This window comes from Brevibacillus nigriterrae, from assembly GCF_049846925.1.
Taxonomy (GTDB): Bacteria; Bacillota; Bacilli; order Brevibacillales; family Brevibacillaceae; genus Brevibacillus_H.
Genome location: NZ_JBNCMT010000036.1, coordinates 1 through 15,388, shown reverse-complemented (window position 1 = coordinate 15,388; position 15,388 = coordinate 1). Strand labels below are relative to the sequence as shown.

Here is a 15,388-nt window from a genome sequence, read left to right as displayed (position 1 = left end):
TCCTCCTTCTTACCACATACGTCCCGCCAGCATCGTAAAGCGAACAAAAGCGACATCATCGCCATCTTCCATCTGTAATGGGGCGTCCAGTATCTCAATTTCATCCTCTTTTACAAACACCCGAAATAATCCATCCTCAAAAGCCTGAATCGCAGTACTAACAGCCTCTTCTATTGAAGCTACATTTTCATTGTATTTTGTTTGGAAGCCAACCTTCCCACTAGCACGCTGAAGCTCGATTTCACTGGTTGTCAGGTAATGAACGAATGGTGTTTCTATCTTTTTTTCGTTATATTCCTGCACATTCTGGATGACAAGTTGACTGATCAATTGACGAAGAGTTGCTGGCTTTTCGGAGAGGGTAACCTCCTTTTTTGTGAGATAATCCTTCTTTTTTCCCAAGCTTTTAATAGTAATGTAGATTTTCATTGTTACACCCTCGTTTTCTTTATGTCATCGAACGGTTTGCCGGAGTCATTATATTGCACATGTATATAATTTTACTTTTTTTTCCTGACAGCTTAAAGGAAATTTTTTACGTACGTTGATTGCCCCCTATTTGCTGAAAAGAGGAAATTTGTTATATTAGGTGATACATTAAATAATTAGGCGTTACCTAACATGGTGTTTTTTGGAAAGGAAGATTCTGATGCTTGTTTGGATGTTGAGAAAAATCATGGCAGAGAGAGGCATCTGGTCAGGCGCCGCACTCGCTCGGCTGTTAAAGGAGAAAGCAGGCTACCATCTGTCAGCACCTTCGATCAGTGCGCTACTAAATGAGCAGCCCAAGCAGATGAAAGCGGAGACGCTGGATGCTTTGTGTACAGCCTTGGAGTGTACCCCGAATGACCTGTGGGTTCATACACCAACCTCGATGAAAGGAGCCTGATCGTCATGGCTGCAAAGAATATCCTCCCTTTTGGAGACTCCATCCTGCGAAAAGTGGCAAAACCCGTTGATACAATCAACGATAAAGTAATCAAACTGCTAGATGACATGGTGGCAACACTGTACGAAAAAGATGGCCGTGCAGGACTCGCTGCCCCACAGGTGGGCATTTTGAAGCGAGTAGTTGTCATGGATTGCGGAGATGGATTAATTGAACTGATCAATCCAGAGATTCTGGAGAAAAGCGGAGAACAAATCGGTACGGAAGCTTGTTTATCGTTCCCTGGCTATGTAGGCATTGTGAAACGTGCCAATACTGTAAGAATAAAAAGCTTGAATAGAGCGGGCGAAACCTTTTATCTGGAAGCTACCGATTATCTCGCTCGTTGTATTCAGCATGAAGTCGATCATTTAAATGGTGTGCTGTTTATCGACCATGTGGAAGATAAGTACCTTTATCATGAGCGGACAAAAAAGAAAATCGATCTGCTTGAAGTTTTGCGTTTGGCGAACCAGCAATAAAAAACTGCCTGCCGGATTTGGCAAGCAGCATTCACTTACAGTTTACAGCTTTCCGCTGAGAATTTCTTTTGCTTCTTCAGACGTCATATTGTAGTACGATTTGGCTGCCTATAATACCATGAGTGGCTGCTCAACGGTACGGTTCGCCCTGATATGTGCTCCTACTGCCCAACGAAGATATGTTGTTCTGCTACTCCGTTGATCTCCTCCTATTCATCCATTATGAAATCAGCGGCACACACACGTTAACTTCATGCATGTCCATATCGTCCAGGCGAGTTGTCACCACTTTAATTTTCGTGCCATACAATTCACTTAGATTTTCTTCGGTGATTACTGCCTTTGGGGCTCCCATTTCTAATATCTTGCCGCCTTTCATTAATGCCACCTTGTTACTGGCAAGAAAGGCATGATTAGGAAAATGAGATGTCATGATAATGCTATATCCCTTTTGAACCAAATGATTGATAATCTGCAAGATCTTCACTTGATTGCCGTAATCCAGGCTAGCGGTAGGCTCGTCCATGATCAACAGATTGGACTCTTGTGTTAATGCTCGGGCAATCAGTGCCATTTGCCGTTCACCACCACTGATTTCACCAAACATTCGTTCTGCAAGATGAACAATCCCGAGCAATTCCAAAGACTCGATGGCGATCCGGATATCTTCCTTGGATGGTACGTTCATATATCCGATATGCGGATTTCTGCCCATAATTACCATGTCTAGAACCGTATAGGGAAACACGATGCTTGTCGCCTGTGGAACATAAGCAATCTCCTTTGCTAATTCCTTGGCTGACAATTTCCGTATGTCCCGTTGATGTACCGTAATTCTACCTTCTCGATACTTGTTGATCCCTAAGAGACAGCGCAACAAGGTCGTCTTACCCGTGCCATTCGGTCCCAACAAACAAAGGGAATCCCCCTGCTCCAATGAAAAACTGACACCATTGAGCAGGTTGTTCTCCGTATAACCAAACACCAGATTCTCTACTGAAATACTCATGACCATCCCCGCTTCACTTGTGAAAGTAAGAAAATAAAGAATGGTGCACCAACTAGAGCGGTTAAAATACCTAGTGGGATTTCAATCGTGGATACACTTCGACTAATACTGTCCACCAAGAGCAGGTAAGCACTCCCCATGAGAAATGATGTTGGCAATACCCGATGAAAGTTAGGACCAACCAGCATTCTCGCCAAATGAGGGATAATGAGACCTACCCACCCAATAATTCCACTGATGCTCACGGCAGCAGCGGTCATCATGGTTGCACTCATAACCACAAGAAACTGAATTTTTCCAATGGAAACACCAAGGGTCGCCGCTTCTTCTTCCCCGACGGACAAGATGTTCACTTGCCAACGAATCGCAAACAAGACCAATAAGGAAAGCAAAATCGGCAGAAGCACGAATTGGATGTCAGCATTGGATACTTTACCCAGACTTCCCATGAGCCAAAACGTAATAGCAGGTAAGGTATCAACAGGGTCGGCAAGGTATTTCAACACAGACAACAGGGCCTGAAAAATGGATGAAATCACCATGCCACCCAGCACAAGAACAATCATGGAGTTCTTGCCAAGCACTTTACCGATAAGGTATGAAGCTCCGACTGCAACGAGGGCAAAAAAGAAGGCCATGATTTGAATGCCCGACCAGGGAAGATACATCAACATCCCTAGAGCCGCTCCAAATCCAGCACCAGCCGACACCCCAAGAATAGCCGGGGAAACCAACGGATTTTTGAACAGGCTCTGATAGGCCGCACCGGATACAGACAAAGCACCCCCTACAAGGATAGCAGCCACGATGCGAGGAAAGCGCACATGAATGACTACCGTTTCCATTGTTTTGGACCAGGTCTCTGGGATGTCAATGAACTGGGCAGCCAGAATCGTGAGAACCATGTCCGGTGTGACAGGATAGCGGCCAAGGAGAAACGATCCAAAAACAATACTGATCAAAATCAGCGTAAGAACGGAGATTTTTGAAAACATGCCTGTTGATTGTACTCGGTTCATCATTTGGTTGAACCTTCTGTATGCATCCGATCGTCATTTGCAGAGTTGACATGCCAGATCATCGAACCTGTCGTCATTTTGATCGGTCGTGTCACCATGCCATTCTTTGCTTTGTCATACACGACTTGCTCTATGATTTGCTTCCTCTCTTGCGTCAGATCGGTAAAAATGGAATAGTACTCGTAAAACTCCTTCAGCACTTCCATGAACTCTTCTGTCTTCTGAAATTGGATGGTAAACTCCTCGACAGAAGCGATGATTCCCCTTGCATACAGCCAATTGAAAACGAAATAGACACCGTAGTTTAGCTTAGCAATTTCCTCGCCGATGATCTTGGGCCAAAGAACATCCTGAAAATGATTGTGATGTGGCTTGGTAAAAGATGCGTAATATACAGCATCTCTAGATGCTTCCTCCAGTTTGAAAAAGTTCGCTTGAGTAGATACCGCTGCCGTGTGAGAAGCAATGACCAGGTCGAATTCCTTGGTCCAATTGTATTGATGCAGATCTATCTCTCTCCAGTCGGCACACACTGTCTCGATGTGAACTTGCGCTAGACGTGCTTTTTTCTCCAATACTTCCAGTGTATCTGACGTAACATCTAGTGCAGTAACCTTCACTCCCTTTTGTGCCAAAGGAATGGAAAGTGTCCCGTCACCAGCACCCACATCCAACACACAAATCCCTGGAGTCAAAGGGAAGGTACGCTCGATAAAGGAAAGAACTCGGTTGGCTCTCTCCGTTCTTGCTGCTTTTTCATGCATATCTTCTGACCGCTCTGCCAGACGTTTCCAGTACTTAACTCCCGGCTCATGATTGTGGCGTTTGGGTTTTGTTTCACGATACCCCTCCCACATAGTTAGCCAATCGCACGGTGTAAAAAGTCCGACCGGTTCTTTCATGTGTTTCACTCCCTTTACGGAATTGTGCACTTTTGCTACTTGGATGAAGCTTTCATTAGCAGCTCATTCACTTCTTTATCTGTCAAATCATAGTGATAGAACTTCTTGTAGAATTCCTTTACTTCTGCCTTCATATCGTACGGGTACAGCTCTGGATATAAAAGATTGCCGAGCCATTTAATACCCAACACACGGTTTACAGAAGGTGGTCGGTCGAACCAGTTAAACGGGGACGTCGGAATTTCGTAAATCTTCTTGTCCTTCACTGCCTGAATCCCTTGCCATGTAGGATCTTTGGCAATCCCACTGTAGTAACCTCCACGTTCATCATCCCATGAAATGATGACATCAGGATTCCACTTTATCACTTGCTCAATCGAAACCTGTGAGAGGCCTTTTCCTTGTTTCATCTCTACGTCAGCAACATTTATGCCACCCACAAGTTCAAGAACCTGTGTATGCGGCGAGCCTTTCGGGTCTGTCTCCAGTCCTTTTGCTCCTTCGGCATAATAGACACGAACACGCTTGCTGTCATCAAGTTGCTTTGACTTTGCAACGACATCCTCCACGCTTTGTTTGCAATAAGCCCCCAATTCTGCTGCTTTTTCCTGTACCCCCAACAGCTCACCGGCAAAAGCAAATGCTTGATCCAGCTTGGTAAGTTCACTGTCAATGACCACGACAGGAATCCCGAGTTGTTTTTGGATTTCGTCTGCTTGTTCTGCATCTTTTTTACGTGTCGTACCAAAAGAGATGATTACATCAGGCGCCGCTTTCAAAATTTCTTCCTTATTCCCTGTATTTGACGAGTACCACCCTCCGAGGTTAGGCAGATTATGGTATTGTTCCAGTACAAATTTCCGTTCTCCATTGCGGAGTTGGTAGTTCCAACCCACCATCTTTTCTGGTGCCAATGAATAGATGAGGATGGTTCCTGTTGGTGCAGATGAGTATACTTTGTTTACCTTTGCTGGAACCTCCACTTGTCTGTTAGCCATGTCAGTAATGACTCTTTTTTGCTCCTGGGATTGCTTCGTCTCGGTCGGTGTTGCTGTCTTTTGTGTCTCATTTGGTGCAGTAGTTTGCTGTGAGCAAGCACTCGTATACACGAGAGATAAGGCAAGCAGCAGGAGCAGCATCCAATTGCCTACCAGTTTTCTTCTCATCGATTTCATATTCTTTTCAACCTTTCTTTAGCCAATTTTCTTTATCAATTAGGAGAAGACCACTTTTTCGAACTTTCGGGAGATACCAGCCACTTTCATTTTCACTAAGATAGCGAGTGAGCAATTCATCGGGAAGCAGCTTCTTCGGCGTCTTGGTATAGTGGTTCAGGAATTCACGACATTCATCCAAAGATTCCATTGGTTGTCCGAAATCACAGCAAATCGTCGTCGATTCAAAAGGAATTTGCTGACGCTGAAGAAACTGTACGAGCTTGGGAAAAGTCTCCTGATTCGGGTGGCTTTCACGATGCTCCAGCGGAAATATCCCTACAAGAAATCTTTTGGTTAATTCCATCAGGTAAGGAAAATGTTCCATGAAGCCATCGCAATAGCTTATACAAACGAGATCAGCCTGACTGTCCGGCTGCCAACATCTCCAGTCTCTTAACTCACGCATGATATTATCAATTTGTCGCTCTTTCGATTTTCTCTGCAAAAATTGGAGTGCCTCTTCATTCCAATCAACGGCGGTTACACTTGCTACAAATGGTGACAACTCCATACTGAGGTAGCCTGTCCCGCATCCTAAGTCAAATACAGTGGAATGCGACGTGACAACATCTCTCAACTGATTTGCCACAAGTGAATAGAACTCAGTCTGATCTGCCGCCCGTTCAAACCATTTAATATTTTCTGTTGTCCAAATAAAACCCACAGATTCACCTCCTCTCGTCATACAAAAATAAAAAGCCTGCTCAAAACAGACGTGAGCAGGCAGAAAGAAACATCAAAAGCATCTCTCCCCCTTTTCACATCGGAAGGCACTCCCGTTTCCGAAAGCACCCTGTGGACAAATGGTCCAGGCCAAACCGCCATAGTTTCCTTTAGGCGTGTGTGGCTCGAAGGTTTTTGCGTTGTGCTATGTAATTGGCAGTTTGCTGGCAAATTTGATCACAAAAGGCTTTCTGTGTTTTAGACGGTCTTCCGCCAACCTGATCCGTTATTTCTGTACATTCCAATCCTGCAAAGCTCTTTTCAAACCATTGATAGAATTCGAACAGTTCAGCACTCTTGTCACCCTCGAATGTGCCAATGGCGAGTGTCCCTGCTGCCAAAGCAGAACATGTTTTCCCGACGACACCACCCTGCCAGACAGCAGTCATGTCCACCAACAATGGTACATTGGGAATGACTTGCGAATCCATTAATGCATTCAAGACAGATTGTGCACCGTTCATTCCTCTTTGATGATATTTCAGCGCCAATTCACCGACCGATTCATTGCTGGCTCCAATCCTTTTATAGTAATTGTTTGGAGTGTGGCATCCCCTACAAAGAGTTAATCCCTTATAGGTTACTTCTCTGCCGTCGTTGATTCCTTCTGAACAGATATCACATTGTACGCGACGCAATGGCTTTCCCGGTAAATCCTCGGGAGGAATCTCTACAATGACTTCCTCCATTCGTAACAATTGTTCGTCCGGCATTGTTTCGTAGGCCAGCTTATAGGGATTGTCGAGGTTTGGATACGCTTGTCTGGCAAGCTCTCTTGTGCTTTCCGGTACCGTGACCCGAATTGCTCTTTTTGTGCTCAGGTCTACAAAGGTAGCGGCCATTTTCCCGTAATCCACATGCTTAAGCGTTCGCTTCCCGAGCTTACAGCCCGTAACGGAGTGAATCGCATCCGTGGCACATCGATCGATTTCTACATAGACGACCAGATTTTTATCGATTTTGGGTTCGTCAATTCCTAACCAACGCAAGGCTGCCATACTGATTCTTACTCCCAACACTTGTCCTGCACACAAATGACCATGATATAGTGCTGCCTCATTCAGTAATTCTTGCAACGGTTTCATCCAATCACTCTCCTGCTATGTTTCAATCGCAATCTCTCTGACTACCAGGCAAATTTCAACAATCTTCGCAATCAACTATATAACAAAATATATCTAATTAAAACTAAATATATTTAAATCAGGAAAATTGCAAATAAGAATCAGGGAATACCCTTATAAATTTTATTTAGTTATATTTAAATGCATTTCATTTAAAACTTCACTCAAACGTTTCGAATTCAAAAAAAAAACACCACTGTGAAGAGTGGTGTTTTAGCAGCCAAAAAAGTTTATATATGTTACGAACCAACACTAATCAATCAACAGCCCGAAGCTTTTCTCCCCAAGAGAGACAATCTCCATATCCGGTTCTTTCGCATATCTGATCGTAGAAAGTAACACGTTGTCCTGCAATACATGAACAAAGCGCTCTAAGGCTTCTTTTAATTCTGCATCCACATCAAGAGTAAGACTCACTCGTTTCTCAATCGGTAAATCCAGCTTCTTACGAGTATCCTGGATCACTCGTATGACTTCTCTTACAACACCTTCCTGCTCCAATTCTTCTGTTATCTCTGTATTCAAGGCAACATTGATCAGATAGCCCGACGCAGTAGCAAAGCCTTCTTTTCCTTGTTTTTCAACAAGCAGGTCATCAACAGAAAGCTGAATGTCCTCACTGTCTAGAGTAACATCCAGGAAGCCTCTCTCGACCGTTTGTTTTGCCTCGAATGTGGATAGCTGTTTCAAATGATGCTGGATTGGGCTAACTAGTTTTCCGTATTTTTTCCCAGCGACTTTCAAATTCAGTTTTAAATAGTAGTTAACGAAGCTGCTGTCATTTTGCTCAACTCGAATATCCTTTACATTGATTTCATCTTTGATGATGTCCATAAACTGGTTTAGATTGAAATCACGGTCGAGCGAGACAATTAGCTCTGATAGCGGCTGACGATTCCTGATTCCGGTTTCATTCCGGATGTTGCGTGCAAGCTCGACAATTTGACGCGCGGTTTCCATGTCATTTTCGAGTGTTGTATCAATCGCTGCTTCGTTCACTTTCGGATAATCCGTAAGATGCACGCTTTCGCCACCGGCAATGTTGCTAAAGATATCCTCTGCAAGAAGCGGCGCATAAGGAGCGATCATTTGAGCAAGCATCAACAGCACTTCCCGCAGTGTCTGGTAGGCAGACACCTTGTCTTCGGTCATTTCACTACCCCAGAAACGATTACGGGAACGACGAATGTACCAATTGCTTAACTCATCGACGAACGTCTCTATTTGTTTCGCAGGATTCAAAAAGTCATTCACTTCAAGACCCTTCTCCACCTGTTTCAGGGTAGAATGTAACCTTGATACAATCCATCGATCCAAATCACTGACATTTGTTTGCTTCGGATAGGCTTCTTGATTGTATTGATCGATTGTCGCATACAACGTATAGAAAGCATGCGTGTTGTTTATTGTGTCGATCACTTTTGATTTTGCTTCTGCAACGATCTGTTTGGTAAACCGCTTGCTGTTCCATGGTGCACTGTCTGACAAGAGAGCCCAACGGAAGGCGTCAGCTCCATATTCTTCGATGATCTCCCACGGGTCAATGACATTTCCTTTGCTTTTGGACATCTTTTGACCATTTTCATCCAGCACATGCCCTGTTGAAATTACCGCTTTGTATGGCGATCTTCCATTGTACAGGGTGGATACGGCGAGTAGGCTAAAGAACCAGCCTCTCGTTTGGTCGATCCCTTCCGAAATGATATCGGCGGGATACTGTTCTCCAAACTCTTTTTCGTCGCCAAAAGGATGATGATATTGGGCAAATGGCATGGAGCCGCTGTCGAACCACACATCTATGACTTCAGGAGTTCTTTCCATGGTGCCACCGCAAGAACAGCGAAGCTTTACTTCATCCACATACGGTTTGTGCAGCTCCAAGTTCTCTTCGATTTGCTCAACGGACCGTTCTCTCATGTCATACTGGCTTCCCGGTGCATACTCCGACCCACAATCCTGACAGAGCCAGATGTTAAGTGGTGTGCCCCAATAGCGATTTCGACTGATATTCCAATCGACGAGTTCTTCCAGGAATTTACCAAAACGCCCCTCTTGCAAATGAGCAGGGTACCAGTTGATTTTTTTGTTGTTTTCGATCAATTGATCTTTCACCGCAGTTGTTTTGATAAACCAGCTTTCCATTGCATAGTAGAGTAATGGAGTTTTGCAGCGCCAGCAAAATGGATAGCTGTGCTCATATCGTTCCTTGGAGAACAACAAATTACGATGCGACAAATGTTTTACGATATCAACGTCACAATCTTTCACAAAGCGTCCGGCAAAATCAGCGATTTGATCGGTGTATTGTCCAGCCAGGTTGACTACACTCACAAAATCCAGTTCATGTTGTCTGGTTGTACGATAATCGTCCTCTCCGTGCGCTGGTGCTGTATGCACGATGCCCGTACCGCTCGTATCACTCACATAATCAGCATCCACGACCACATGCCCTTTGTTCACTTGGATATATCCAAAAGGTGGCTCATAGGCTGTACCCACAAACTCCGATCCTTTGTGAGTAGACAAGATTTCGTAATTGTCCTTTAACACTTTTTCTACCAGGTTTTTGGCAACTACATAGATTTCACCGTTTTGTTTGGCACGAACATAGTCAATATCTTTATGAACCGCTAAAGCCACATTGGCTGGAAGTGTCCATGGCGTTGTCGTCCATGCGAGAAAGATCTCATCTCCCTTTTTGCTTTTAAATTTCACCGTGGCACTTAAATCCTTCACATCTTCATAGCCTTGCGCTACTTCATGTGAACTTAACGTTGTCTGGCAGCAAGGACAATACGGACTGACACGGTGCCCTTTGTATAACAACCCTTTTTGATGGATCGTGGACAAGATATGCCAGACACTTTCGATGTAATTATTAGTCAATGTTACATAGGGGTTATCCATATCGGTCCAATAGGCGATTGCCTCTGTTAGTTCCCGCCATTGCTTCTCATATTCGAACACGCTATTTTTGCATTGCTCCACGAACTTGGCTACCCCGTACTTTTCTATCTCTTGTTTTCCTGAAATACCAAGTTGCTTCTCTACACCCAATTCTACTGGAAGTCCGTGAGTGTCCCATCCTGCTTTGCGTACAACTCGATACCCTGTCATTGTTTTATAGCGGCAAATAAAGTCTTTTATCACTCGACCAAGTACATGACCGATATGAGGTTTCCCATTTGCTGTAGGAGGACCTTCATAAAATACAAAGTTTGGTTTGCCTGTACGGTATTCCATCGATTTTTGAAATGTATCGTTTTGTTTCCATTGATCCAGGATACGCATTTCACGTGCCCTTACTCTTTCTTTCCCATCCACTTTCCTCATGCTTTTCATCCTTTCTTTAATCCAAATCATGTCGTAAAGCTAAAAGAAAACAAAAAAATCCCGCCCCCAAAGGGACGAGATTTCATCTCGCGATACCACCCTTGTTCCGAAATGATCACAAAAACGTGATCTTCCAGCACCTCATACTACGTACCATCATACGCGCCCCTTGTAACGGCGGGATCCCGGGGTAGCTTACTATCAAACATCTTCAGCCTTCCTTCTCAGAGAGGATTTTCGACTAAGTCTTGAACGTTGGCTTTCAGCACAAGGCCAACTCTCTGGGGAACAAGGGATTAGCTTACTCTTTCTCGTCAATGAATTTACTCAGATCATTTTGTTATTAATGGTTTTACACTACTTTCGCTTTAATGTCAATCAGGATTAATGATGCTTATTTATTGTTTATTTGCTGCGATAAGGGTTTCAAGTGGTTAACGGGAAATAATCCGTATGCATGCTTGCATAAATATACATCATATTCATCAGTATGCATCCCTTGAAATATTTCCCGTTTTCTATACATTCGTTTTGTATAAAGTTTATTTTTATGCATATTGCTCTTTTGTCTATTTCTCACACTAGTTTATATATCAATTAATTCTTTGTGAGACAGATTTCATCACTCGAAAGCAAAAAAGACCACTCGCCTAATGACGAGTAGTTCCTTCATCCAAATGCTCTTATATTCTTTCGATAATCGTTGCTGTAGACATGCCATGCCCGATGCAGATGGTTAACAGCCCATAACGCCCATTAGTTCTTTCCAGTTCATGAAGCAGACTTGTCATCAGCTTGGCACCTGTTCCACCTAGTGGATGACCGAGAGCAATCGCTCCCCCGTTTACGTTTACTTTGGACAGATCAGCATCCAATGCTTTTTGCCAGGCAAGTACAACAGGAGCAAACGCTTCGTTGATTTCAATTCGATCAATTTGATTCAGGCGTAATCCAGCTTTTGCGAGAGCCTTTTGTGTAGCTGGAATCACTCCGTCCAGCATGTAAGTCGGATCTGAGCCGACCACTGCCTGACTGACAATTCTCGCTCGAGGTGTTACGCCCATTTCTTTCGCCTTTTGATCATGCATGAGCAGAATAGCTGCAGAGCCATCGCTCATCTGACTTGCGTTACCAGCAGTTATGACTCCGTCTTCACGGAATACGGTTTTCAGTGACGCAAGCTTTTCCAACGATGTGTCTGCCCGAGGGCCCTCGTCAGTTTCAATCATGACAGGATTCCCTGCTTCATCGTGACCTTCTACCGCTACGATTTCTTTGGAAAAACACCCTTCTGCTATAGCTGCAATGGCACGACGATGACTCTCCAAAGCATAAGCATCTACATCATTACGAGTGATTCCCCACTTTTCAGAAATAAGCTCAGCAGAAAACCCCTGATGCACAAAGTTATACTTTCCTTTCAAGCTTGGTGGGATCGTCTGTTCGTTTCCGTCACTCAACATCGCAACTCTCGTCATGCTTTCAACGCCCGCCGCTATCGTAACATCCATATCCCCAGACTTGATTTCCTGTACAGCAAAATGAAGAGCTTGCTGACCAGAACCGCACATCCGGTTAATCGTCACTGCCGGAACTTCAATCGGGAACCCTGCGTGCAGGGCTGACAGACGCCCGATGTTATAGCCTTGTTCGCCAATCGGGGTGACACACCCCATGACAATATCTTCTACGACGGCTCTCTCTACACCAACCCGATTGACCACTTCAGCCAGTGTATAAGAAGCGAGTTCGACCGGATGAATATTACGAAATACTCCTTTGCGTTTCCCGACAGGAGTACGGACAGCAGAAACAATGACAACTTCTCTCGACATACTATTTCCTCCTCGCATGGCTTTCGGGCACTACCTACCTGTGTTCGTAGAAGCCTTTGCCTGTCTTCTTTCCGTAGTGACCGGCTTCAACCAGTTTTTTCAGGATTTGCGGCGGACGGAAGCGGTCACCGTAGGCTTCAACCAAACCTTCTGATGCAAAAAGCAGAGTATCAAGGCCGACTAAATCCGCTAACTCCAAGGGGCCCATCGGATAGTTGAGTCCCAGGCGGATCGCCTTGTCTACGTCTTCTCGTGATGCAATCCCTTCTTCGTAAATACGCATCCCTTCCAGCATATGAGCGGCAAGCGCTCTGGTTGTGACGAAGCCCTGGGCATCACGCACGATAACCGTTTCTTTCCCGATTTGTCGGGAAAAAGCATGTACCGCTTGAATGACATCTTCATCCGTGTCGACGGCCCGAACAATTTCAATCAGCCGCATAATCGGAGCAGGATTAAACCAATGCATCCCAAGAACGTAAGTTGGCCTGCTGGTTACAGCCGCAATTGCTGTGACACTTAACTCTGATGTGTTCGTTGCCAGGATACAATCAGGCTCCGTGTATTGATCCAGTTGTTTGAAGATTTGCTTTTTAAGCTCCAAATGTTCAGGAACTGCTTCAATGACGAGCTGAACACCTTCACATGCCTCTTGCAAATTGGTTTTCAGTTTGATGTTTTGCAGAATTTGCTCGATATCTTCTGATGAAATCTGACCCACCTTCGCTAAACGAGACAAGCTTTTTTGAATACCCAGAATGGCTTTTTCCAGAACCGCAGGAGAAATGTCGTATAAATGGACTACCTTTCTTCCTTGCGCTACCGCTTGTGCAATTCCAGATCCCATCAATCCGGCTCCGATGACAGCAACTTTTAAAATCTCCATATCGTTCACACTCCAGTCAATATTCGACATTCATTCGAAAAAGTTGTGCATTACAATCCAAGGTTTTTGGCAATGATGGTTTTCATGATTTCATTCGTACCAGCATAGATCGCAGCAACAGGAATGTCCCGATAGCGTCTGGCGATGCTGTACTCCTCCATATAACCGTAACCTCCGTGAAGCTGCATGGAGTGTGCTGCTACCCGCTTGGCCATCTCGGTAATCCACCACTTCGCCATGGATACTTGAGTTACGACGTTCTTTCCTTGCATGTGATCCAAGATCAGCTGATCCAAAAATGTCCGTCCTAGCGTAATTTCCGTTGCCATTTCTGTTATGGTGAACTGGATATGCTGAAATTTGGAGATCGGCTGACCAAATGCGTGACGTGATTGCACATATGGAATCGTCAGGGCCAGCATTTCTTCTGCGGAGACCTGTGCCATAATCGCTACCATCAAACGTTCCTGCTGGAGCTTATCCATCAGATAGCGGAACCCGGCGCCCTCATCACCGATCAGATTTTGCACAGGAACCTTGCAATCCTCAAAAATCAATTCGGCTGTATCCTGGCTGTGCATCCCCATCTTTTCCAGCTTGCGCCCCCGTCTGAAACCGGGTGAGTCTGTCTCGACTGCGATTAGACTGATTCCTTTATTCGCCGGTACGACCTTTGTGTCGGTCTTACAGGCGACAATGACCAAATTGGCGTTGATTCCATTGGTGATAAACGTTTTTTCTCCGTTCAGTATGTAATGATCACCATCTCTGCGTGCAGTAGTACGTATGTTTGCCAGATCGGATCCCGTTCCTGGCTCTGTCATGGCGATTGCTGTAATGATGTCTCCAGAAATACAGCCTGGCAACCAACGCTGTTTTTGTTCCTTTGTTCCGTACGCCGAAATATAAGGAACGACGATGTCACTATGGAGCCCGAAGCCAACCATTCCAGAACCCACTCGTTCCAGTTCTTCGGCAATCACAACAGAATAGCCGAAATCAGCTTCCAAGCCACCGTATTCTTCCTCCACCATCGGGCAAAGGAATCCTTGTTCGCCCATCTTTTTCCAAAATATTTTTGGGATGATCCCTTCTTTTTCCCACTGATCAAAATAGGGACTTGCTTCTTTATCAAGAAATTTTCGAATGGCTTCCCGTAAAATATGATGCTCTCGTTGCATATAGCTGCTACCCATACACCGCACTCCTTTACTCTGGCGATTTCCATCTTTGTAGGAATGCAAGGGTGGTGCCAATCAATTCGATCTATGAATGAAGTGTGATTTCCTATGGTTTCATTCAATTTCTACCTAACTTCTTGCAACTGTACGGAATTTATATGTCCGGATACAAAACAAAGAGTGTCCGAAAAACCGGACACTCATAATAACTGATATTTATTACACTTTTCATAGAATGTGGAGCGGCTCATTCCTAGTGTTTTGGCTGCCAAACTTCTGTTTCCATTTGTTTGGTTTAGAGCTGCCAAAATCATCTCTTTTTCCGTCTCTTGCTGTCTGCATTTCATTGATAATCCCGCTTCATTTATAGCACCAACTCGCTTTTCTTGCCTTTTCTGATTGAGGATCAAATCGGGCAAATCTTCTGTCTGGATTTTCCCGTGCTCGGCAAAAGTCATTGCCCGCTCCATCACATTGCGTAATTCCCGAATGTTACCAGGCCACGAATAGGAGAGGATTAATTGTTCTACTTCAGGTGCAAGACCAAGTATGCTCGTACCCATTTGTGAGTTAAGTTCTTGTATAAAATGATTGGCTAGAAGCAGAATGTCTTCCCTTCTGTCACGCAATGGAGGTATCTCCAAAGAAATGACATGCAAGCGATAATACAAGTCTTGGCGGAAGTGTCCACTTTCCACTAATTCTTCTAGTGGCTTGTGTGTAGCAGCAATGATTCGAACATCGACTTC

The 15,388-nt window shown here is 44.5% G+C and carries 14 protein-coding genes, 1 riboswitch and 1 other annotated feature; of the genes, 2 read left to right on the top strand and 12 right to left on the bottom strand.

All coding sequences use genetic code 11. The features are described 5' to 3' along the window. Positions 1 to 9: 9 nt before the first annotated feature. Positions 10 to 429: a hypothetical protein gene (locus tag ACPW7N_RS21730; protein WP_425653414.1), complete on the bottom strand. Its 420-nt coding sequence runs from the start codon at positions 427 to 429 to the stop codon at positions 10 to 12. A gap of 220 nt (positions 430 to 649) precedes the next feature. Here ACPW7N_RS21730 and ACPW7N_RS21725 point away from each other — a divergent pair, with 220 nt between their 5' ends. Further along, complete coding sequence (locus ACPW7N_RS21725) at positions 650 to 889, top strand: helix-turn-helix domain-containing protein (protein WP_425653413.1); 240 nt, start codon at positions 650 to 652, stop codon at positions 887 to 889. A gap of 5 nt (positions 890 to 894) precedes the next feature. Beyond that, entirely contained in the window at positions 895 to 1,410 is a 516-nt protein-coding gene (gene def, locus ACPW7N_RS21720; RefSeq protein WP_425653412.1) for a peptide deformylase, read from the top strand. Positions 1,411 to 1,630: 220 nt separating this feature from the next. Here def and ACPW7N_RS21715 read toward each other — a convergent pair whose 3' ends face one another. The 11 genes from ACPW7N_RS21715 to ACPW7N_RS21665 all read right to left on the bottom strand — a co-directional run. Continuing rightward, positions 1,631 to 2,419, bottom strand: a complete 789-nt coding sequence (locus ACPW7N_RS21715; RefSeq protein ID WP_425653411.1) for an ABC transporter ATP-binding protein — start codon at positions 2,417 to 2,419, stop codon at positions 1,631 to 1,633. Then, a complete protein-coding gene (locus tag ACPW7N_RS21710; RefSeq protein WP_425653410.1) occupies positions 2,416 to 3,441 on the bottom strand; it encodes a FecCD family ABC transporter permease in 1,026 nt (341 codons plus the stop codon). Before ACPW7N_RS21710 ends, ACPW7N_RS21715 begins: the two co-directional genes overlap by 4 nt. Beyond that, the gene (locus tag ACPW7N_RS21705) at positions 3,438 to 4,340 is read right to left on the bottom strand and encodes a class I SAM-dependent methyltransferase (protein ID WP_425653408.1); all 903 of its coding nucleotides are present in this window, start codon (positions 4,338 to 4,340) and stop codon (positions 3,438 to 3,440) included. Before ACPW7N_RS21705 ends, ACPW7N_RS21710 begins: the two co-directional genes overlap by 4 nt. A 35-nt stretch (positions 4,341 to 4,375) precedes the next feature. Beyond that, positions 4,376 to 5,515 (bottom strand): ABC transporter substrate-binding protein, encoded by a 1,140-nt coding sequence (locus ACPW7N_RS21700; protein ID WP_425653406.1) that lies wholly within the window; start codon positions 5,513 to 5,515, stop codon positions 4,376 to 4,378. Between the two features lie 7 nt (positions 5,516 to 5,522). Beyond that, on the bottom strand, positions 5,523 to 6,221 hold the full coding sequence (locus tag ACPW7N_RS21695) for a class I SAM-dependent methyltransferase (RefSeq protein WP_425653405.1): 699 nt from the start codon (positions 6,219 to 6,221) through the stop codon (positions 5,523 to 5,525). Positions 6,222 to 6,292: 71 nt separating this feature from the next. After that, a riboswitch (molybdenum cofactor riboswitch) is annotated at positions 6,293 to 6,423 on the bottom strand. Further along, complete coding sequence (locus ACPW7N_RS21690; protein ID WP_425653404.1) at positions 6,391 to 7,365, bottom strand: C-GCAxxG-C-C family (seleno)protein; 975 nt, start codon at positions 7,363 to 7,365, stop codon at positions 6,391 to 6,393. Its footprint overlaps the riboswitch before it by 33 nt. Positions 7,366 to 7,656: 291 nt before the next feature. Further along, on the bottom strand, positions 7,657 to 10,737 hold the full coding sequence (gene ileS / locus ACPW7N_RS21685) for an isoleucine--tRNA ligase (protein WP_425653402.1): 3,081 nt from the start codon (positions 10,735 to 10,737) through the stop codon (positions 7,657 to 7,659). A gap of 67 nt (positions 10,738 to 10,804) precedes the next feature. After that, positions 10,805 to 11,064, bottom strand: a binding site (T-box leader). Positions 11,065 to 11,420: 356 nt separating this feature from the next. Continuing rightward, positions 11,421 to 12,572, bottom strand: a complete 1,152-nt coding sequence (locus ACPW7N_RS21680; RefSeq protein ID WP_425653400.1) for a thiolase family protein — start codon at positions 12,570 to 12,572, stop codon at positions 11,421 to 11,423. 34 nt (positions 12,573 to 12,606) lie between these two features. Then, complete coding sequence (locus ACPW7N_RS21675; RefSeq protein ID WP_425653398.1) at positions 12,607 to 13,458, bottom strand: 3-hydroxyacyl-CoA dehydrogenase family protein; 852 nt, start codon at positions 13,456 to 13,458, stop codon at positions 12,607 to 12,609. A gap of 50 nt (positions 13,459 to 13,508) precedes the next feature. Next, positions 13,509 to 14,654 carry an acyl-CoA dehydrogenase family protein gene (locus ACPW7N_RS21670; protein WP_425653397.1) on the bottom strand — a complete coding sequence of 382 codons (1,146 nt, stop codon included), beginning with the start codon at positions 14,652 to 14,654 and terminating at the stop codon, positions 13,509 to 13,511. 185 nt (positions 14,655 to 14,839) lie between these two features. After that, positions 14,840 to 15,388 (bottom strand): AAA-type ATPase lid domain-containing protein (locus tag ACPW7N_RS21665; RefSeq protein WP_425653395.1); only part of this gene is annotated, 549 nt, incomplete at its 5' end.